The organism is Polynucleobacter sp. AP-Feld-500C-C5 (assembly GCF_018882265.1).
Lineage (GTDB): Bacteria > Pseudomonadota > Gammaproteobacteria > Burkholderiales > Burkholderiaceae > Polynucleobacter.
In genome coordinates, this window is sequence record NZ_JACVOW010000019.1 from 99,596 (window position 1) to 119,471 (window position 19,876).

The 19,876-nt window shown below is 45.8% G+C and carries 18 protein-coding genes, 2 tRNA genes, 1 pseudogene and 1 riboswitch; of the genes and pseudogenes, 16 read left to right on the forward strand and 5 right to left on the reverse strand.

What is annotated here, in order from left to right:
• Positions 1 to 4: 4 nt before the first annotated feature.
• From ICN21_RS02225 to ICN21_RS02260, 8 genes are all read left to right on the forward strand, one after another.
• Positions 5 to 1,225 carry an MFS transporter gene (locus ICN21_RS02225; RefSeq protein WP_370624043.1) on the forward strand — a complete coding sequence of 407 codons (1,221 nt, stop codon included), beginning with the start codon at positions 5 to 7 and terminating at the stop codon, positions 1,223 to 1,225.
• Between the two features lie 232 nt (positions 1,226 to 1,457).
• A tRNA-Arg gene (locus tag ICN21_RS02230) sits at positions 1,458 to 1,532 on the forward strand.
• Between the two features lie 216 nt (positions 1,533 to 1,748).
• A complete protein-coding gene (locus tag ICN21_RS02235; protein ID WP_216176430.1) occupies positions 1,749 to 2,582 on the forward strand; it encodes an NUDIX hydrolase family protein in 834 nt (277 codons plus the stop codon).
• 75 nt (positions 2,583 to 2,657) lie between these two features.
• Positions 2,658 to 2,765, forward strand: a riboswitch (TPP riboswitch).
• A gap of 37 nt (positions 2,766 to 2,802) precedes the next feature.
• Complete coding sequence (gene thiC / locus ICN21_RS02240) at positions 2,803 to 4,743, forward strand: phosphomethylpyrimidine synthase ThiC (protein ID WP_216861632.1); 1,941 nt, start codon at positions 2,803 to 2,805, stop codon at positions 4,741 to 4,743.
• 5 nt (positions 4,744 to 4,748) lie between these two features.
• Positions 4,749 to 5,894 carry an FAD-dependent oxidoreductase gene (locus ICN21_RS02245; protein ID WP_216176432.1) on the forward strand — a complete coding sequence of 382 codons (1,146 nt, stop codon included), beginning with the start codon at positions 4,749 to 4,751 and terminating at the stop codon, positions 5,892 to 5,894.
• Positions 5,885 to 6,082 carry a sulfur carrier protein ThiS gene (thiS, locus tag ICN21_RS02250; protein WP_215294637.1) on the forward strand — a complete coding sequence of 66 codons (198 nt, stop codon included), beginning with the start codon at positions 5,885 to 5,887 and terminating at the stop codon, positions 6,080 to 6,082. Before ICN21_RS02245 ends, thiS begins: the two co-directional genes overlap by 10 nt.
• Positions 6,083 to 6,099: 17 nt before the next feature.
• A complete protein-coding gene (locus ICN21_RS02255; RefSeq protein WP_216176434.1) occupies positions 6,100 to 6,918 on the forward strand; it encodes a thiazole synthase in 819 nt (272 codons plus the stop codon).
• A 10-nt stretch (positions 6,919 to 6,928) separates the two neighbouring features.
• Positions 6,929 to 7,855, forward strand: coding sequence for a thiamine phosphate synthase (locus ICN21_RS02260; protein ID WP_216176437.1), 927 nt, complete (start codon positions 6,929 to 6,931; stop codon positions 7,853 to 7,855).
• Here the strand turns inward: ICN21_RS02260 and ICN21_RS02265 are convergent.
• The 3 genes from ICN21_RS02265 to thiD all read right to left on the reverse strand — a co-directional run bounded on the left by ICN21_RS02265 (position 7,852) and on the right by thiD (position 9,534).
• Positions 7,852 to 8,094, reverse strand: coding sequence for a hypothetical protein (locus ICN21_RS02265; RefSeq protein ID WP_216176438.1), 243 nt, complete (start codon positions 8,092 to 8,094; stop codon positions 7,852 to 7,854). The two genes, ICN21_RS02260 and ICN21_RS02265, sit on opposite strands and share 4 nt — an antisense overlap.
• 83 nt (positions 8,095 to 8,177) lie before the next feature.
• Positions 8,178 to 8,495: a hypothetical protein gene (locus ICN21_RS02270; RefSeq protein WP_216176440.1), complete on the reverse strand. Its 318-nt coding sequence runs from the start codon at positions 8,493 to 8,495 to the stop codon at positions 8,178 to 8,180.
• A gap of 157 nt (positions 8,496 to 8,652) precedes the next feature.
• Positions 8,653 to 9,534 carry a bifunctional hydroxymethylpyrimidine kinase/phosphomethylpyrimidine kinase gene (gene thiD / locus ICN21_RS02275; RefSeq protein ID WP_216176442.1) on the reverse strand — a complete coding sequence of 294 codons (882 nt, stop codon included), beginning with the start codon at positions 9,532 to 9,534 and terminating at the stop codon, positions 8,653 to 8,655.
• 21 nt (positions 9,535 to 9,555) lie between these two features.
• Between thiD and ICN21_RS02280 the strand changes: the two genes are divergently transcribed.
• Together ICN21_RS02280 and ICN21_RS02285 are read left to right on the forward strand one after the other, a co-directional pair.
• Positions 9,556 to 9,631, forward strand: a tRNA-Asn gene (locus ICN21_RS02280).
• Between the two features lie 126 nt (positions 9,632 to 9,757).
• A complete protein-coding gene (locus ICN21_RS02285) occupies positions 9,758 to 10,786 on the forward strand; it encodes a tripartite tricarboxylate transporter substrate binding protein (protein ID WP_251369930.1) in 1,029 nt (342 codons plus the stop codon).
• A 5-nt stretch (positions 10,787 to 10,791) separates the two neighbouring features.
• On the opposite strand, the gene ICN21_RS02290 is transcribed toward ICN21_RS02285, so the two are convergent.
• Positions 10,792 to 12,450 carry a thiamine pyrophosphate-binding protein gene (locus tag ICN21_RS02290; RefSeq protein WP_216176444.1) on the reverse strand — a complete coding sequence of 553 codons (1,659 nt, stop codon included), beginning with the start codon at positions 12,448 to 12,450 and terminating at the stop codon, positions 10,792 to 10,794.
• A 177-nt stretch (positions 12,451 to 12,627) separates the two neighbouring features.
• On the opposite strand from ICN21_RS02290, the gene ICN21_RS02295 reads away from it, so the two are divergent.
• From ICN21_RS02295 to ICN21_RS02320, 6 genes and pseudogenes are all read left to right on the forward strand, one after another.
• The gene (locus tag ICN21_RS02295) at positions 12,628 to 13,497 is read left to right on the forward strand and encodes a fumarylacetoacetate hydrolase family protein (protein WP_216176446.1); all 870 of its coding nucleotides are present in this window, start codon (positions 12,628 to 12,630) and stop codon (positions 13,495 to 13,497) included.
• Between the two features lie 101 nt (positions 13,498 to 13,598).
• On the forward strand, positions 13,599 to 14,918 hold the full coding sequence (locus ICN21_RS02300; RefSeq protein ID WP_216176448.1) for a U32 family peptidase: 1,320 nt from the start codon (positions 13,599 to 13,601) through the stop codon (positions 14,916 to 14,918).
• Between the two features lie 23 nt (positions 14,919 to 14,941).
• Complete coding sequence (locus tag ICN21_RS02305; RefSeq protein WP_215294665.1) at positions 14,942 to 15,481, forward strand: hypothetical protein; 540 nt, start codon at positions 14,942 to 14,944, stop codon at positions 15,479 to 15,481.
• A gap of 133 nt (positions 15,482 to 15,614) precedes the next feature.
• Positions 15,615 to 15,932 (forward strand): hypothetical protein, encoded by a 318-nt coding sequence (locus tag ICN21_RS02310; RefSeq protein ID WP_216176450.1) that lies wholly within the window; start codon positions 15,615 to 15,617, stop codon positions 15,930 to 15,932.
• Positions 15,933 to 15,944: 12 nt separating this feature from the next.
• Positions 15,945 to 16,382 (forward strand): annotated as a pseudogene (locus ICN21_RS02315) (transporter); the annotation flags it as partial.
• Positions 16,383 to 16,449: 67 nt separating this feature from the next.
• On the forward strand, positions 16,450 to 18,198 hold the full coding sequence (locus tag ICN21_RS02320) for an IlvD/Edd family dehydratase (protein ID WP_216176454.1): 1,749 nt from the start codon (positions 16,450 to 16,452) through the stop codon (positions 18,196 to 18,198).
• A gap of 6 nt (positions 18,199 to 18,204) precedes the next feature.
• Here the strand turns inward: ICN21_RS02320 and ICN21_RS02325 are convergent, their stop codons facing one another.
• Positions 18,205 to 19,875, reverse strand: coding sequence for an AMP-binding protein (locus ICN21_RS02325; RefSeq protein WP_216176455.1), 1,671 nt, complete (start codon positions 19,873 to 19,875; stop codon positions 18,205 to 18,207).
• Between the last annotated feature and the right edge of the window lies 1 nt (position 19,876).

Here is a 19,876-nt window from a genome sequence, read left to right on the forward strand (position 1 = left end):
CGCTATCTCCAAACCCTCTCTCACCATGAAACAAGTCCTCATTTTTGGTGGACTCATGGTCACACTCTCCATGGGTATTCGTCATGGTTTTGGCTTATTCAATTTACCCATCACTACTGCCAATGGTTGGGGTCGTGAAACTTTTGCCTTAACGATTGCCCTACAAAATCTCATTTGGGGCGCTGTACAACCAATCACAGGGGCACTAGCAGATCGCTACGGATCATTCAAAATCATGATTGCTGGTGGCGTACTTTATGCGCTCGGTTTAGCAGGCATGGCTGTTTCCACTGATGCACTTAATTTCACGATTGCGGGCGGTTTACTCATTGGTTTAGCACAAACTGCAACCACCTACAGCGTAGTCTATGGCATCTTAGGTCGTAACGTGCCTGCCGATAAACGAGTTTGGGCAATGGGCATTGCAGCAGCAGCAGGTTCGTTTGGTCAATTCCTGATGATCCCCGCAGAACAAGGATTGTTAAGCGCATTCGGTGCGCAAGACGCGCTCTTAATGTTGGGCTTAATGGCCAGCCTGATGATTCCGACGGCGTTTATGTTGCGTGAGAAGAATTTTGTTCACAGCCATAACTTAGGTGATCAAACCATTAAAGAAGCTTTAAAAGAGGCCATCAATAATCCGAGCTTTCAATTATTGACCCTAGGTTATTTTGTTTGTGGATTTCAAGTGGTCTTTATTGCAGTTCATTTAGCACCCTACCTTAAAGATTTATCTTCTATTTATCCTGCCGTAGGCGCACCTGCAGTTGCCACTACTGCACTTGCCTTAATTGGACTATTTAATATCTTTGGTACCTATGGCTCTGGATATTTTGGGCAACGCTTTCCAAAGCGTTATCTGCTCTCAGGAATCTATTTAGGTCGTGCGTTTGCAATCACTGCATTTTTATTAATCCCACCAAGTCCTATGAGCACTTATGTGTTTGCTGCCATCATGGGCTTCTTGTGGCTTTCGACAATTCCATTAACCAACGGCATTGTGGCGCAAATCTTTGGTGTTAAATACCTGACAATGCTTTCAGGTTTAGTATTTTTCTCTCATCAATTAGGTAGTTTTTGTGGTGCTTTCTTGGGGGGATATTTGTTTGATCGCACAGGCTCTTACTTGATTGTTTGGCAGATTGCGATTGCATTAGGAGTATTTGCGTTCTTAGTAAACTTACCAGTGAAAGAGCGTGCCATTGCCAGAGTCGCCAATGCTTAAGCAGCCTAAGCTAGCTTTAAGGAAGTGGATTTTTTATGGCTTCGCATTGCTTGTATTACTCATCATTTTTTCTGCATACTATGCACCCGATATGATGATCGCCATTAGCAATCAAGTTTGGGCTTTATGCGGTTGGTAGTGAAGTTCGCAGTTAAGCAATCATTGGCAAATATGAATGTAGTCAAATTTTCCTTAGCATCATTCTTTAATCCTTAGGAAAAAAGTTTTACTACTCGCCGTAGCACAATGGATAGTGCACATGCCTCCTAAGCGTGTGATACAGGTTCGATTCCTGTCGGCGGGACCAACAATGTATTCAGAGTTATCCACAGGCAATGTGGATAAATCGGTAAAAGTTTTCGTAAGTCGCAGATTTATATAGACCGACCTAGCTTGCTTAAATTATCAGCATGTCTTCTTCTGCAAATTTTTGCGATGTGTATTCCTATTGCTTCTCAGTTTTGTGTTAGGAAGTCTTGACAAATTGCGGCGGAGGAAGTCAAGTTCCCTTACACTTCAACGAATGACTGCCTTATCTAATAGCACCATCGCCGCCCTTGAGGAAATGCTCCAGAATACGGCGCGCTCTGCTCCCGCTGATTACTTACCAATTTATTTTGCTCGTGGCGCTAGTGAGGAGCAGGCTATTGGCTACCTTAATCCTGAATTTATTCCTTACCTGCAAGAGTTTCTCAAGAAACAAGCTGTTCCACTGATTTCGATGGGTAATGATCGCTTAAGTATTCACTTAGGCAAGCCTAAAGATGTATCAATGAGCTTAAATCAGCTAGCGAACCACCTGCGCTTGGGTGGCTTTATCCCTGGATGGCGAAACGAAGAGTTTGCTTGGGTCGATCAAAACGGTCATCAATATTTTAGTCTGGAGCGAGCTGCTTTTCGTACTTTTGGATTTCGCAGTATGGCAACCCATATCAATGGTTACACCAAGAACCAGGCAATTTGGTTGGGCAGGCGCAGTGAAAATAAGGCTACCGATCCAGGCAGGTTAGACAATATGGCTGCCGGCGGAATCTCTGCTGATGAAACCCCTTGGGTCTGTGCGCGACGTGAACTCTGGGAAGAAGCCGGAGTGCCCGCGCAAATTGCCGATGCGATTGAGCCCATAACTCGCATTCATATGCGTCGTCCGCTTACAGCATGCGGTTTTCATGATGAGCAACTCTATGTGTATGACCTGGTGCTGGCCGATAATTTCATTCCTACCAATCATGACGGTGAAGTGAGTGGCTTTATTAACGTTTCTTTTGCGGAAGCCGCTGCCCGCATTCTTGCCGATGAATTCACTAGCGATGCTGCTTTTGTGACTGCCGATTTCCTTTTGCGACGCAATAAATAGCCTTTTAGACCCCTTATTGCCCCTCTTGGACGGTATCCTGCAGCAAAGCGGCTTTTCGTGGTTAAATCCTCCTTAAGGATGAAACAGGGGTGCCCTTAGAGCAGATTTTGCTCACAGGCGCTGAGAAAGACCCTAGAACCCGATCCAGGTAATGCTGGCGTGGGGAGTTACATCAGACCGACACCCGGTTTCGTCCATCTAAAACAGTTAGGAGATGGACATGAGTACAGCTAGCCCCAAAACCACCAAACATGAAATTCCGAGCCTCAAGAGCTTAGAACGCGACTTCGGTCAAAAATTTGCATATCCTGCATCTACCAAAACCTATTTACAGGGTTCACGTGCAGATATCAAAGCACCGATTCGCATGATTGAGCAATTACCAACTCGGGTTGGTGAAGAGCTGGTTGCCAATCCACCCGTTCCTGTTTACGACACTTCAGGCCCATATAGCGATCCAGAAATCGTTATCAACCTGGAAAAAGGTCTGCCAAGATTGCGTGAGACTTGGATTAAAGAACGCAATGACACTGAACAACTCTCTGGACCCAGCTCTGAGTATGGTGTTGCGCGTTCCCAAGATGAGGCAACTCAAAACTTACGCTTTGCGCATATAAGTGCGCCACGGGTTGCTAAGACAGGCAATAACGTCAGTCAAATGTATTACGCCCGCAAAGGCATTATTACTCCAGAAATGGAATACGTTGCCTTACGTGAATCCATGGGCCTAGAGCAACTGCGTAAAGATCCTGCATACAAGCAATTACTTAAACAACATCCCGGTAAAGGCTATGGCGCCAATCTGCCTGACATCGTCACCGGTGAATTTGTGCGCTCTGAGATTGCTGCTGGTCGCGCCATTATTCCAGCCAACATTAATCACCCAGAATTAGAGCCAATGATTATTGGTCGTAACTTCCGTGTGAAAATCAATGGCAACTTAGGCAACTCTGCTGTGACTTCTTCAATCAATGAAGAGGTAGAGAAAATGGTTTGGTCGATTCGTTGGGGTGCTGACACCATCATGGATCTATCTACTGGTAAACATATTCATGAAACCCGTGAGTGGATTATTCGTAACTCACCAGTTCCAATTGGTACAGTACCGATTTACCAAGCTTTAGATAAAACTGGTGGTATCGCAGAAGATCTCACTTGGGAAATGTTCCGCGATACCTTAATTGAGCAAGCTGAACAAGGTGTGGACTACTTCACAATTCACGCTGGTGTATTACTGCGTTACGTACCGCTGACAGCTGACCGAATCACTGGCATCGTTTCCCGTGGCGGATCCATCATGGCTAAATGGTGTTTGGCTCATCACAAAGAGAACTTCCTCTACACCAAGTTTGATGAGATTTGCGAAATCATGAAGGCCTATGACGTCTCCTTTAGCTTAGGTGATGGCTTACGCCCCGGTTGCATCGCTGACTCAAACGACGCAGCCCAGTTTGGTGAGCTCCATACCCTCGGCGAACTGACTGCCAAGGCATGGAAACATGATGTGCAGGTGATGATTGAAGGTCCTGGTCACGTTCCGATGCAGCGCATTGAAGAGAATATGACTGAAGAGCTCAAGCATTGCTTAGAAGCCCCCTTCTATACCCTCGGACCATTGATTACCGATATCGCCCCTGGTTACGACCATATCACCAGTGGTATCGGTGCAGCACAAATTGGTTGGTATGGCACAGCAATGCTTTGCTATGTCACACCAAAAGAGCATTTAGGTTTGCCAGACAAAGAAGATGTGCGCGAAGGCATCATCACCTACAAGATTGCAGCGCATGGTGCTGACCTTGCAAAAGGTTTACCCGGCGCTCAAGTACGTGATAACGCCTTATCGAAAGCCCGTTTTGAGTTCCGCTGGGAAGACCAATTTAATCTCGGCTTAGATCCTGAACGTGCCCGTGAATATCACGATGCTACTTTACCTGCTGAGGGCGCCAAGATTGCGCATTTCTGCTCAATGTGTGGTCCGAAGTTCTGCTCGATGAAGATCACACAAGAAGTGCGTGACTATGCTGCTACATTAGACGCTGATGGCAACCCCAAGCAAGGCTCTAAAGTCATTCCGATTGCAGAAGTGACCGACGCCGCTAAGGGTATGGAAGAAATGTCTGCAGAGTTCCGCAAGCGCGGTAGCGAGATTTATCAGTAATCACGATGAATCAAGCTTTATCCATGCCCAGCAAATACGCTATCGTCGGCGCCGGCCTCATGGGTCGGCTCCTGGCGGTAGCGCTTGCTCAGCGTGGAGCGCAAGTTGATTTATTTGATCAAGGCGGTTCTGATGCAAGCGGTGCAGCTGCTCGTATTGCTGCTGCCATGCTGGCACCATTGGCTGAGTCTGCTATTACCGAGGATTCGGTGGTACGCATGGGTATTCATAGCTTGCCACGTTGGAAACAGCTCATTAGCGAACTCTCTAATCCAGTCTATTTTCAGCAAGATGGCACTTTGATTTTGTGGCATCGACAAGATACCAATGAAGCCGAGCGCTTTACCAATCATCTTGAAAAGAATTGTCGTCACAATCCTCAATTAACGCTGCCGCAAAAACTCAATAGTGCAGAGTTACGCAAACTTGAACCTGGTGTCGCAGATCGATTTATACAAGGCTTATATTTACCTGGCGAAGGTCAACTCGATAATCGTCAATTACTGAATGCTCTATTACAAGAATTAATCATTCTGAAAGTCAATTGTCTTTGGAATACTGCGGTAGATCCGGAGCAAATGCGTAATGACAGTCAATACCAATGTGTAATTGATTGCCGTGGTAATGGCGCCAAAGATGCTTGGACCTCACCTGGCAAGAGCTTGCGAGGAGTACGCGGTGAAGTGGTGCGACTCTTTGCCCCAGAGGTCAAATTACGCAGACCTACTCGCTTGATTCATCCTCGTTACCCCATTTATATCGCCCCTAAAGAGAATGACGTCTACGTTGTAGGTGCAACGGAGATTGAGTCTGATGATCTTTCGGAGATGAGTGTGCGCTCTGCGATGGAGTTACTCAGTGCGGTGTATACCGTGCATAGCGGCTTTGCTGAAGCCCGCATCTTAGAGATGGCAACCCAATGTCGCCCTACTTTGAAAAATAACTTGCCAGAAATTCGGGTGCAGAAAGATAAAGGCTTATCAGATTTGATCATGATCAATGGTCTCTACCGCCATGGATTTATGATATCTCCAGCTGTGATAGATTCCACATTAGAGCTCTTAGAAGTTGGTCAAAGCAATACTGCATTCGAATTGGGTTTGAGCATTACCAGTAACACTAGCAATCATGAGGCAAGTGTATGCGTGTAATCGTCAACCAAATCGAATATGAGCTTCCGAGTCAGAGCATGATCTCAGATGCGCTGTCCTTGATTAATGCAAAACCGCCTTATGCAGTTGCGGTGAATTTGAACTTTGTACCCAAAACGAAATACGATCAATTTCCCCTCAATGAAAATGATCAGATTGAAGTCATTGCCCCAGTCACTGGCGGCTAATCCCCTATTTACTATTTATGACTGCACCATTACCCAATAATCTGAATAGCGCTGATGCCCTCGTTTTATACGGCGAGAGCTTTGCCAGCCGTTTACTATTAGGCACCTCGCGCTATCCTTCTCCACAGGTACTCGAGAATGCGGTAGAGACGGCCAATCCAGCGATGATTACCGTAAGCTTGCGTCGCCAAGGTACTAGCACTACTGAAGCCCATAGCGGCTTTTGGGATCTGCTCAAGAAAATGTCAGTCCCAGTTCTACCAAATACGGCAGGCTGCCACAGTCCGCAAGAAGTGATTACTACTGCCCAGATGGCGCGCGAAGTGTTTGAGAGTGATTGGATTAAGTTAGAGCTCATCGGCGATGACTACACTTTGCAACCCGATACGTTGCGCCTTGTGCAAACAGCAGAAACCTTAATTAAAGATGGTTTTAAGGTGTTACCGTACTGCACCGAAGATTTGATTTTATGCCAACGTTTGGTGGATGTAGGTTGCCAAGCAGTGATGCCTTGGGCCGCGCCTATTGGTACTGGTCAAGGTCCACTGAATCCTTATGCCATGAAGTTATTGCGTGACCGTATCAAGGTGCCATTGATTGTGGATGCGGGATTAGGACTTCCTTCCCATGCTTGCACGGTAATGGAATGGGGGTTTGATGGCGTACTACTGAATACTGCTGTAGCCCTTGCGAATGATCCTGTGGCTATGGCCATATCCTTTGCGATGGCTGTGGATGCAGGTCGTACTGCTTACCTGTCGGGCGCCATGAAACCACAAGAGTCTGCCCAGGCAAGCACCCCTTTAGTTGGCACACCTTTTTGGCATCAAGCCTAGAGACTAATCCATGAGTCTAGTACGTGACCTTGCCGATCAGATTATTCAAGCGCATAAAGGCGATGAATTGTGTATTCCATTGCCACAATTTTCCATGAGCTCACCTCCTCCACGCATTGATAATGAGGCTGCAACTGATCATTACGAACTTGCTGGCGCACTTGCTGCTATTGAAATGGGCTTTATTGAATCAGATGCCAAAGTCTTAGGTAAAGCATGGTCTCGCATGACCTTGCATGATGGTGGTTTTAATCCATTTAAGTGGCCCAGCAGACCAGAGCAGTTCGACTTATTGCCTTGGACGCGCAATATGAATCCAAATGCTTTTAAAGAATGTCCGAAGCGCTTGGGACTTTATGGTGTCATGCCCGATGCTGATTGGGTAAAGCGTATGGTTGAAGCTGAACTGCCGACTGTGCAATTGCGCTTTAAATCTGAAGATCGCTACAAAATCAGAAAACAAATTAAGGAATCTGTCAAAGCGGTTGACGGCAGCAAGACCTTACTCTTTATCAATGACTTCTGGGAAGAGGCTATAGATGCACAGGCTTATGGAGTGCACCTCGGACAAGAGGATTTAGAGACTGCTGATTTGGAAAAAATTCGGGCGGCAGGTTTAAGGCTGGGCTTAAGCACTCATGGTTATGCTGAGTTAGCTCATGCAGACCGTTTTTGTCCTAGCTATATTGCGATGGGCGCAGTCTTCGCGACTAACCTCAAGAAAATGCCTACGGCTCCACAAGGACTAGGCAGACTGTATCAATACGCGAAATTGATGAGTCACTATCCATTAGTTGCCATTGGTGGCATCGATCAAGAAAGCATTCATGTGGTTGCTAAGAGTGGCGTAGGTTCTGTTGCGGTGGTGAGAGCTATCACACAAGCCAAAGATCCTAAGGCTGCCGTCAAACACCTGCAAGCATTAATGCAAACCTAGTTTTTAGAAATTGATAATGCTTTATTGCCAATCACTAATTTACCCGCAGCAGGACAGATTAAAACATCTTTGTAGCGAACCGGAACATACTCATATTGACCACCCGTTGCGACTTTCCAAGTAGAGTTGTCATAAAGGGTAAATGCATCCCCTGGATTGCCGTAGAAAGTAAAAGACTCTTTGATAGCATCCTTGTAGCAATCGACAACTTCACCCTTATATGTTTGCGAGAGCGCCATTTGTGATTGAGCTGTAAACCCAAGAGATAAAACCAATGAAGCTACAGACTTTCGAACGAGTAATCTGTAGAATTTTTTTCCTCTCATCGATTCTGAGAACTAGCTAATAATTCGTCTTTATCTTTGAGCCAGGATAAGCCCTGTTTAGTGGGCAATACATACTTACGTCTTGCATCACGCTTACAAGTCTCGGTCTTTATCATCTTCTTTAAGATCAAAGTCTTCATAATGGAATGAAGGGTAGCTTGTGAAGCAATATCACCAAGCAAGATTAGATCTAAAACCGAAAATTCCACACCATCAGAATAAGCCCCTAATACAGCCTCTAGGACCAGAAGCTCTTTACAATCATTGATTTTGTAGCGCTTATTGATCTTGCGGGTAGACTTCGAAAATTCCAAAAAGGGAGACGAGGAAAATAACATGCTCGCTATCGTATTACCTCTATGGCTAATAGCCTAGAAGTATCGAAAATAACTTTTATATTTAATTTTTATAAAAGGTCTAGGCTAAGCAATGCGGATAAGTCAGCAAAAATCTCAATTGCAGCTATTGGGCTTAACTACTTTCTTCATTTGGCAAAGAAGTTGGATAAAAATCGTGCATATGCCAAAGCGGGCCAGGACCCTCCCCAATATTCAAGAAGCGGCCCGCTTCTAGTCCTGCCTCAATATAAGCAATCGCTTTGGCAACCGCATGACTTAAATCATGGCCATCCGCTAAATAAGTCGCAATCGCCGCAGCAAGAGAACAGCCGGTACCGTGAGTATTTGCAGTGTTCACACGATAGTGTTTGAACTCTTTTGACTGAACCACTTCAAGACTATCTTCAATCGTGCGCCACATTAAATAGTCAGTAATTTGAGTATGGCTTGCATCAAGATGACCGCCCTTAATCAGAACTGCTTGCGGACCCATCTCGAGTAATTTTTGTGCTGCGAATTGAAATTCATTTGGGCCAGCAATATCGTGACTCAATAGTAAAGATGCTTCATCTAAATTTGGAGTGATCAGTGTTGCCATTGGAAATAACTCTTGCATCATTGCCTGAGCAGTATCGTCACCACCCAAACTTGCGCCTGAGGTTGCGCGCAATACAGGGTCTAAGATAATTCTGCTGACACCATGCTTACGAAGTGTTTTGGCGACAGTGCGAACAATTTCTGGGCTAGCTAACATACCGATCTTGACGATATCAGCGCCAATATCTAATAAAACGGCATCGATTTGAGCCTCCACGACATCTAAGTCGACATCCTGAATACGCGTAACCCCTAAAGTGTTTTGAGCTGTAATTGCTGTGATCACAGACATCCCATAGCCACCGAGGGCAGTGATTACTTTGAGGTCGGCCTGAAGTCCTGCTCCACCGCCGCTATCCGAGCCAGCAATAGTCAGTACCCTGGGGATACGGATAGAAGTGGGAAGAAGTGATCTCATCTTGCTATAATATCGGCTTATTCCTCGATAGCTCAGTCGGTAGAGCGCCGGACTGTTAATCCGTAGGTCCCTGGTTCGAGCCCAGGTCGAGGAGCCAAATAAGTGAAGGGTCTAGAGAAATCTAGGCCCTTTTTCATTTTGATCCCCTCAGTTTGCTCTGTTATGCTTAAATTAAGCAATTAAAAATCATCATCAGAATGATTTTCATCAACAGGAGATGGCAATGATTCAAAGTAGCCCTTTTAACGCGTTTGGCCGTGCAATGCAGTGCTGCATCATCATTGCTACCTTCTTTGCAGGATCGCAAACGTCTTTTGCGCAATCTGATTACCCCAATAAGCCAATCCGTTTTATTGTTCCGTTCCCGGCTGGTGGCGCAACTGACAATATTGCTCGGCCACTCCAAAATGAACTGTTAAGTACTGCTAAGTGGAATGTCATCATCGACAATAAGCCCGGTGCCGGCGGCAATATCGGTGCTGAGATTGTTTCTAAATCTGCTCCTGATGGTTACACCTGGCTCATGGCATCAGTAGGTACACATGGCATCAACCTTCCGCTCTACACACAAGGTGGCGGTAAATTACCATTTGATCCGATTAAGGATTTCACGCCGATTACCTTGGTCGCCGAGTTGCCTAACGTATTAGTGCTCAATCCAGAATTTGCGTCTAAGAACAACATCAATAGCGTAAATGATCTGATTGCTTACGCCAAAGCAAATCCAGGCAAGGTCAATATGGCATCGAGCGGTAACGGTACCTCCATCCATATGGCTGGCGAGCTGTTTAAATCAATGACTAAAACCTATATGGTTCACCTCCCCTACAAAGGAAGCCCGCCAGCAGTGACTGATCTCATGGCCGGCAACGTTGACATCATGTTTGATAACTTACCGTCTTCGATTAACTATATTCGGGCTGGACGTTTAAAAGCATTAGCAGTGACGAGCGCTAAACGGTCTCCTGCATTCCCAGATTTGCCAACCATTGCTGAAGCAGCAAACCTCCCAGGTTATGAAGCTACCTCTTGGTTTGGAGTAGTGGGCCCTGCAAATATGCCTGCCGATATTTTAAATAAAGATAGTTCTGTATTGATGGCTGCTATCAATAGTGCCGCAGTCAAAGAGAAATACTTAGCCATGGGTGCACAACCGGTTGGCAATACACCAGCCCAATTTTCAAACTTCATCAAAAATGAAATTGCGAAGTGGACTAAGGTTGTAAAAGATTCTGGAGCGAAGGTAGATTGACCCTGCTACTTTCCTAATTGGGAAAGTAGCTTGCTTGGCGAGATCACTTCTTGGTCGAGCACCAATTCTATTAATGCGCCCTTCTTGCTTGCTAACGCTTTTGCAAATACGGGCGCAAACTCTGCCGTTTTAGTCACTCTAAATCCTGGCATGCCAAAGCTATCGGCAAACCTCACAAAATCTGGATTAGTTAAGCCTGTGGCAATCACGCGAGAGGTAAATTCTCGCTCTTGATGCATGCGGATTGTTCCGAGCATATTGTTATTCACCACAAAAATGATTGGAAAGGCGTCATACCGTGCTGCCGTTGCCAGCTCTTGGCAATTCATCATGAAATCACCGTCACCGCAAACTGCAATCGCCACCTTTTCAGGATTGGTTATTTTGGCAGCAATTGCTGCTGGCAGGCCATAACCCATGGATCCATTGGCTGGAGCTAATTGCGTTTTATAAGGGCCATAGGGATAAAAACGATGCACCCAAGTAGCAAAGTTACCGGCGCCATTAGTCATGATTGAGTCACGTGGAATAGAGCTTGGTAATGAAGACATAATCTGCGCCAACTGCAGATCACCAGGAACGGTTACCGGGCTTGAGAATGTTAAATACTCAGCATGCGCCGTCTTCATGACTGCTGAGTCATGATTCTTAGCCATCTTCACCGTCTTGAGTGCTGCACAAAAATTTTCTGGGCTGCAATTAAGGGCAAAGTCTGGGCGATAAACGCGACCCAACTCTTCGGGTCCTGAGAGGACGTGAATTAATGTTGCTTTAGTTTGCGGAACAGACAATAAGCTGTATCCCGCCGTTGTCATTTCTCCTAAGCGCTCACCAATCACCAAAAGAACATCAGCCTCTTGAATCCGCTTCACTAAGGCAGGATTGGCACCGATACCTAAATCACCTGCAAACGCTGGATCTAGATTATCAATGACATCTTGTGAGCGAAAGCTGGTCGCCACCGGTACACCTTCTCTATTGACCCAGCTTCTCAAGTCCTCACAGGCAGCACTATTCCAATTGCCCCCACCGGCAATGACCATAGGCTTGTTGGCTGATGCAAAAGCTTGCATTGCCGGTTGAAAAACATTCCCATCTAAGCCTGGCTGAACGATATGTGCAGGCTTCACAGGGTTTTCTTGGCTAGTCATATACAACACATCTTCTGGCAAAGCTAACACTACAGGTCCTTTGCGCCCTGCCTGTGCTACGTGGAATGCATGCGAAACAAATTCGTCAATGCGATCAACGCGATCAATACTACCAATCCACTTTGCACATTCTGAATACATGCGGCGATAGTCGATTTCTTGAAAGGCTTCACGCTCAACCATATCAGTGCCAACTTGCCCTACCAATAAAACCATGGGCGTTGAATCTTGATAAGCCGTATGCATGCCAATCATGGCATTTGATGCGCCTGGTCCACGCGTGACCATCAATACACCTGGCTGACCGGATAACTTTGCATAGGCCTCTGCCATATAAGCAGCACCACCTTCTTGTCGGCAAGTAATGAATCGAAACTTAGGATGATCTACTAGACCATTTAATAAGGGAAGAAAACTCTCACCTGGCACACCAAAGGCAATATCCACCCCTTGCCTTACCAATGCATTTGCCAGGATCTGGCCACCATTGAGCAGCGTGCTTGGTGTATCCATGATGTTTTTATGCTTTCTTATAATTAATAATATTCATGCGTTTGACTGAAAAGTTATCATACTTTAATAGGCTGGGAGGCCTTTAAATGAGTGAATAGTCGGCCTTTTAATGCATGAAGGCTGCCCTATACTGCATGACTTAGATAGAAATAAAACAATGAAATTGGAGATATTGATATGAGGCTATTTGGCTTTAGAGGTCCAAATGGATATGAGGGTGTTGGCGCCCTCTCAAAAGGTAGTCACGATACCTATATTGATCTGTGCGCCACAGATCCACTCATTTGGAATAACTTACAAGAAATCATTCAATCTCCAGAGCAATTGGAGCGAGCAGACTTGGCACTTAAAAACTCCAAAGCAATCGGCGGCAACCTCAAAGAGATTTCTTTTAAGGTTCCCATTGAAAGACCGGGGAAAATTGTCTGCATGGGCTTGAACTATGCTGACCACGCAAAAGAAGGTGGTAACGCGAGACCTGAATACCCGAGCTTTTTTATGCGCGGCCCAAGCTCCATGACAGCGCATTTAAGTCCGATAATTCGACCAAAGGTGTCTGACAAACTCGATTACGAGGCTGAGCTGGCTTTTATTGTTGGCAAGAAAGCGCGTCACCTAACACTAGAAAATGCCTTAGATTGCGTTGCTGGCTTTAGCATCTTCAACGATGGCAGCATTCGTGATTACCAACGTAAAACTACTCAGTGGACGATTGGTAAAAACTTTGATCAAACGGGTGCATTCGGTCCATGGTTAGTGACGCCGGAAGAACTTCCCCTAGGATGTGATGGTCTCAACATTCAATCACGTTTAAATGGTCAAGTGATGCAAAACGCCAATACTAAAGATTTTCTTTGGGGTGTTGCAGAAACTATTGTGTTGATTTCTGAATGTATGACTTTAGAGCCAGGAGATGTTGTGATCACAGGTACTCCTGCTGGCGTAGGTTACGCAAGAACACCTCCTGTCTTTATGAAGCCAGGCGATATCTGTGAGATTGAAATTGAATCTATTGGCGTCTTACGTAACACCATCGCAGACGAATAAACTGCTGAGCGTCTAAATTAACCCCTAAATGAGGCCTTTTAAGCACATTTAGGGCACTTTCTCACCAAGCAAATGGGCTAAGCAGGCATTAAAATACCTCCATGATGAAAACGCCAGAACTACTAGCCCCCGCGGGCAGCCTCCAAATGCTCGAAACTGCTTTTGATTTTGGAGCAGATGCTATTTATGCAGGTCAGCCACGCTATTCCTTACGCGTTCGTAATAATGACTTCGGAAAGATTGAAGTTCTTAAACAAGGTATCGATACTGCCCACGAATTAGGAAAAAAGTTTTATCTCGTTTCTAATTTACTGCCTCATGGCGGAAAGACGCGGACTTACATTCGAGATATGTCGCCAGTTGTAGCGCTGAAACCGGATGCTCTCATCATGTCAGACCCTGGTTTGATCATGATGGCTAGAGAAGCCTGGCCAGATATGCCAATTCATTTGTCTGTGCAAGCGAATACGGTAAATGGTGCCTCTGCAAAATTTTGGCGTTCAGTTGGCATAAGTCGTGTCATTTTGTCTCGCGAACTCTCTTTCGATGAGATTGAAGAGGTTCGTCAAGACTGTCCAGAAATGGAACTAGAAGTTTTTGTACATGGTGCTTTATGCATTGCCTACTCTGGACGGTGCTTACTCTCAGGTTACATGTCACATCGTGATTCGAATCAGGGTGCCTGCACTAATGCTTGCCGTTGGGACTATAAAGTAAAACCAGGACAACAAAATCAAAGTGGTGATGTTGTATTGCTCCAAGAAGCCAGAAGGCCGGATGAATTGATGCCCATGGAAGAGGATGAGCATGGTACTTACATCATGAACTCTAAAGACTTGCGAGCGGTTGAACATATTGAACGGCTCACTAAGATGGGTGTAGATTCTTTTAAGATTGAAGGTCGTACCAAGTCACCTTATTACGTTTCCCGTACTTGCCAAGCTTATCGCTCAGCGATTGATGACGCTGTTGCAGGCAGACCATTCAACACAACATTGCTTGGCAATCTTGAAGGCTTAGCCAACCGTGGGTATACCGATGGGTTCTATGAACGCCACCATGATAAAGAGTATCAACTCTATATGCGAGGTTACTCGCTCTCAGGCAGAAGCTTATATGTTGGTGAAACTCTCGATATAGATCAGTCTGATGGTCGCGTAAAGGTCGACGTCAAGAATCGTTTTTCTGTTGGCGACAAACTCGAAGTCATCGAGCCTCAAGGCAATCAAGATATGGTTTTAGATGCGATGTGGAATATGCAGGGAGAACCCATTACTGTTGCACCCGGCTCAGGACACTTTGTATGGATCAAGCTGGACTTAAAAGATAAGAAGGCCTATATTGCTCGCTATACCAATGAACCTGCACCCGTTGAAGTGAGTTCTGCATGCTCAAGTGGCGAATCTTGTTGTAATGCTTAATCGCAGTCCTATAGATTGCCCTCATGACCAATACACCAGCTACAACTGATCCTAAACGTAGCCTGCTGCAAGGATTAATAGGTGAAGCTGAAAAGGCATTAGCCCTTTCTATTTATTTTGGTATTTGGTTTTGCTCTCTCACGTTTTTGGGCGTCACCTCATTACATGAGCGCCCTATTTCTCTGACTATTTTTGGCCTAGCACTGATCAAGGCTGGGCTTTCGGCAAAATTTATGTTGATTGGCCAAGCGATTTTCCCGATCAAAGTGAATAAGACTTATGGCATTCTGAAATCACTTTTTGTTGAATCCTTCATTTATCTGGCGATTGTTTTATCTCTAAACTATCTCGAAGCTGGGATTGATGGCGCCATTCATGGCAAAAACTTTTTGGCTTCTATGGCTGCTTTTGGACAAGCTGACCCCTTACATGTTATTGCAATGGCTTTGGTCTATTGGTTGATAGTATGGCCCTATCTCATTTTTACTGCTATGCAAATGATGATGGGCAAAGAAAATGTACTGAGCTTATTTTTCGGCAGCCGCATTTCAGAAAGTAAATAATTTGTATTTAAGGCAGTCATCTTTGCGAGCGCTAGCTGCCCGCCTTTGCTTGATCTAAGTTTTATCTTTTTCTATCGCTCATGTTCAAGCCCAAGAAATAGAAGCCCGCGCATACTCTAATGCGCCTATTGGTATGAACTTTGTCACCGGTGGTATTGCACAGGCCAAAAGTGGCTCTTACACCCTCCATACTCAAGCAGTTAGTCTGACTCACGTCATTGACTTCGCCGGACAATCTGGCAGACTTACCTTGGCACTGCCTTATGGGGAGCTATCGGGTACAGGTCATGTTGGTGGCCAAGCGATAAACGCCTCAGCGGAAGGACTCTCAGATCCCATGATCAAAGCCTCTGTCAATCTCTATGGCGCGCCTGCACTATCCAACAGTCAGTTCAGAGACTATCAACAGGACTTAATCATTGGGGCGAGTATCGCTGCCACTATTCCCTAGGGTGAGTACAACAGCAATCAGATGATTAATGTTGGTGCCAATCGCTCCCTGATTCAACCAGCTATGGGACTTTCCCAAGCACTAGGACCTTGGAGGCTAGAGTTAGCTAGCATGGCAACCATTTATACCAGCAATACTAATTATTTAGGTAATAACACCCTTTCACAAAGCCCAATCTACTCTGGTGAAACCCATGTGATTTATTACTTCCCCAATACGGCATGGGTCTCTGCTGATGCCACCTATTTCACTGGCGGTCAAACTTATGTCAATGGGATTCCCGTTAACGGTACACAAGAAAATTGGCGCTTTGGTAGCACCCTCTCCTATCCAATTGATAAGCAAAACTCAATTCGACTCACTGGTAGCAAGGGAGTCTACTCACGCACTGATACGAGCTACAACGCTGTTGGCATCTCCTGGCAATACCGTTGGGGTGGCAACCCCTAGGTCATACTACGCCCAAATAGCTACAATGAGCAAAACAGCCTTTTAATCATCAACCTTTGAGACAAGCATGAGTACCAAACCAAAAGACAACAAAACTCCATCAGAAACAGGACTGCGCAAAGGTCTAACGAGTTATGGCGATAAAGGCTTCTCATTATTTTTACGCAAAGCATTTATTAAAGGGGCTGGTTACACCAATAGTGCTTTAGATCGCCCAGTCATTGGCATCATTAATACCGGTAGCGCTTACAACCCCTGCCACGGCAATATGCCGCAATTACTCGAGGCCGTTAAACGTGGTGTGATGTTGGCTGGTGGTTTGCCCATGGAATTTCCGACAATATCCATTCATGAAAGTTTTGCGGCACCAACCAGCATGTATCTACGTAACTTGATGTCGATGGATACCGAGGAGATGCTACGTGCACAACCGATGGATGCCGTTGTGATGATTAGCGGCTGTGATAAAACTGTTCCTGCCCAAATGATGGGCGCAGCTTCAGCGGGTCTACCTGCTATTCAACTGATTACTGGGTCTATGCTCACGGGCTCACATCGGAATGAACGGGTTGGCGCTTGCACTGACTGTCGCCGCTACTGGGGTAAATTCCGCGCCGGCGAGATTGATGAAGTTGAAAAAGATGAAGTGAACGATCAACTGGTCGCCAGCGTCGGCACTTGTTCTGTGATGGGTACCGCTAGCACCATGGCGTGTATCTCCGAAGCACTTGGCATGACAGTGCCTGGGGGTGCCACACCTCCTGCTGTGACTGCAGACCGTATTCGGGTTGCTGAAGAAACTGGTGCCTGCGCAGTACAGATGGCCAAAGATGGTTTAACGATTGATCAGATTTTGACAGCAGATGCCTTTGAAAATGCGATGCGGGTATTGCTGGCGATTGGTGGCTCTACGAATGGCATTGTTCATTTAGCAGCTATTGCTGGACGCATGGGTCTAGAAATTGATCTTGATGCGCTCGACAAAATGGGTAATGAGACCCCGGTCTTGGTTGACTTAAAACCATCCGGTGACCATTACATGGAAAATTTTCATGATGCAGGTGGCATGACGACGCTTTTACGTGAACTGAAACCACTCTTAAAACTGGGTACGATGACTGTAACGGGAAGAACCTTGGGCGAGGAAATCGATGCGGGCCCGCCAAGCTTCAAGCAAGATGTCGTTCGAAAAATGAGTAATCCGATTTATCCCCGCGGCAGCATTGCCGTTCTGCATGGCAACCTTGCTCCCGGTGGCGCCATTATTAAGCAATCTGCTGCAGATGAAAAACTCATGGAGCATGAAGGTCGAGCCGTAGTCTTTGAAAACTCAGAAGACCTAGCCAATCGCATCGATAGTCCAGATTTGGATGTCACTGCCGACGATATTATTGTTCTAAAAAATATTGGCCCTAAAGGCGCACCTGGAATGCCCGAAGCTGGCTATATTCCGATTCCGATGAAGTTGGCTCGTGCTGGCGTTAAAGATATTGTGCGTATCTCGGATGGCCGTATGAGTGGCACTGCTTTTGGCACGATTGTGCTGCACGTCACCCCTGAGTCTGCGATTGGCGGCCCCTTAGCCCATGTCCGTAATGGTGATCGCATTCGTCTCAGCGTCAAAAACCGGGAGATTAGCCTCTTGATTTCTGAAGCAGAATTAGAAAAACGCGTCAAAGAAAATCCAGTCATCTCCCCAACTGCTGAGCGCGGCTACAAGAAGCTATTCCTCGACACTGTTACTCAAGCAGATAAAGGCGTGGACTTTGACTTCTTAAGAGCTGCCAAGATGGTGGGCAAAACTCCTAGCAAGTAATTTTCCTCAAATATTTCTGAGTTCGCGCCTGAGAATTTTCCCAACATTAGATTTTGGGAGCTCGTGAATAAATACTACTTTTCTTGGTCTCTTGTAGCTAGTGAGATGCTCTTTGCAATATTGCAAAACGTCTGCTTCAGTGATGTGATGATCTGATTTGACGATATAAGCTTTGATAATCTCACCAAGCTTGCGGTGCGGAACGCCAATCACTGCGCATTCTTTAATGCCAGGCATTTGAGATAAGACATCTTCCACATCATTTGGGAAAACCTTAAAGCCGGCAACCACGATCATGTCTTTTTTGCGGTCAACAATTTGAATATGGCCATCCTCAGTCATCAGACCAATATCGCCAGATTTAAAGTAGCCGTCAGCCGTCATGCAGTGCGCAGTTTCTTCTGGTTTATTCCAGTAGCCCGCCATCACCTGTGGCCCTTTAATGCAAATCTCGCCGGGAGTGCCCTGGGGTAGTTCCACTTCATCATCATCCAGAATCACAAGGTCTGTACTGGGCATGGGCACACCAATATGTCCTGTAAAGTGTTTCTCTAAAGGGCTATTGACGCAAACTACGGGTGATGTTTCTGATAAGCCATAGCCTTGGGCAATGGGCGAACCTGTCAGCGCCTGCCAATGATCGGCAGTTTTCTTATGCACCGCCATGCCCCCACCAATAGTGACCAATAAATGCGGTAGCTTGACCCTCTTAAACTCGGGGCGATGTATCAATGCATGAAAGAGCGTATTGACGCCTGGAAAAATATTGATCTTGGGATGTTTGATCAGCAACTTAATAAAGCCATCAATATCTCTTGGGTTTGCTACCAGGACTAACAAGGCCCCTTTAGCCATTCCCAAAAGAGCGCAAGCTGTGAGGGCAAAGATATGAGTCATGGGTAACGCACATAAAAAACTCAGCTGTTGATCTGGTTTATGTTTGAGACCCGGATTTAACCAAGACTCAATTTGCATCACATTAGAAAGAATATTGCGGTGGAGTAAAACTGCCCCTTTGGAGGTTCCAGTAGTGCCGCCGGTATATTGCAAGAAGGCAATATCATCCAGGCTAATCTCAGGTCGATGAAATGGATGTCGACTACCTATGGTCAGGGCGTCTTTAAAGTTGGTGTGCGCAACATTCCATGCTGGCACGATCTTTTTGATATTCCGGACTACCCAATTGACGATATGTCCTTTTAAACCCAAGAGCTCCCCGGGACTGCTGATAATGACTTGTTTTAAAGTCAGCCGTTCTGCTATTTGCTGATATGTATTAGCAAAGTTTTCCATCAGCACCAATACGCTAGCTCCGCTATCTTGCAATTGAGCCTCAAGCTCTCGTGAGGTATAGAGTGGATTAATGTTGACGACTGTATAGCCCGCACGCAGTGTTCCAAGCATCGCAATCAGATACTCAATCACGTTGGGGTACATCAAGGCTACCCGTGCTCCCCGATCTAATTCCAGGGTTTGAAGATAGGAAGCAAAGTCTTTTGATAATCGATCAATTTGACCATACGTGAAAAACTTGCCCATCGACTCCACTGCCTTGCGATTACTAAAGCGATCAAAGCATTCTTCTAAGAATTCGGTTAAGGATGCATGAGAAGGGTCGCCAATTTCCTGCGGGACTCCTGCAGGATAGTTTTTTAGCCAAGGTTTTGGAGTATTCATA

Coding starts and splice junctions, on each gene's coding strand:
- thiS (WP_215294637.1), top strand. CDS start 5,885: ATGCGTGTAATCGTCAACCAAATCGAATATGAGCTTCCGAGTCAGAGC.
- ICN21_RS02245 (WP_216176432.1), top strand. CDS start 4,749: ATGAATCAAGCTTTATCCATGCCCAGCAAATACGCTATCGTCGGCGCC.
- ICN21_RS02265 (WP_216176438.1), bottom strand. CDS start 8,094: ATGGCGCTCTCGCAAACATATAAGGGTGAAGTTGTCGATTGCTACAAG.
- ICN21_RS02325 (WP_216176455.1), bottom strand. CDS start 19,875: ATGAATACTCCAAAACCTTGGCTAAAAAACTATCCTGCAGGAGTCCCG.
- ICN21_RS02290 (WP_216176444.1), bottom strand. CDS start 12,450: ATGGATACACCAAGCACGCTGCTCAATGGTGGCCAGATCCTGGCAAAT.
- ICN21_RS02310 (WP_216176450.1), top strand. CDS start 15,615: ATGAACTTTGTCACCGGTGGTATTGCACAGGCCAAAAGTGGCTCTTAC.
- ICN21_RS02320 (WP_216176454.1), top strand. CDS start 16,450: ATGAGTACCAAACCAAAAGACAACAAAACTCCATCAGAAACAGGACTG.
- thiC (WP_216861632.1), top strand. CDS start 2,803: ATGAGTACAGCTAGCCCCAAAACCACCAAACATGAAATTCCGAGCCTC.
- ICN21_RS02300 (WP_216176448.1), top strand. CDS start 13,599: ATGATGAAAACGCCAGAACTACTAGCCCCCGCGGGCAGCCTCCAAATG.
- ICN21_RS02305 (WP_215294665.1), top strand. CDS start 14,942: ATGACCAATACACCAGCTACAACTGATCCTAAACGTAGCCTGCTGCAA.
- ICN21_RS02285 (WP_251369930.1), top strand. CDS start 9,758: ATGATTCAAAGTAGCCCTTTTAACGCGTTTGGCCGTGCAATGCAGTGC.
- ICN21_RS02295 (WP_216176446.1), top strand. CDS start 12,628: ATGAGGCTATTTGGCTTTAGAGGTCCAAATGGATATGAGGGTGTTGGC.
- ICN21_RS02255 (WP_216176434.1), top strand. CDS start 6,100: ATGACTGCACCATTACCCAATAATCTGAATAGCGCTGATGCCCTCGTT.
- thiD (WP_216176442.1), bottom strand. CDS start 9,534: ATGAGATCACTTCTTCCCACTTCTATCCGTATCCCCAGGGTACTGACT.
- ICN21_RS02235 (WP_216176430.1), top strand. CDS start 1,749: ATGACTGCCTTATCTAATAGCACCATCGCCGCCCTTGAGGAAATGCTC.
- ICN21_RS02260 (WP_216176437.1), top strand. CDS start 6,929: ATGAGTCTAGTACGTGACCTTGCCGATCAGATTATTCAAGCGCATAAA.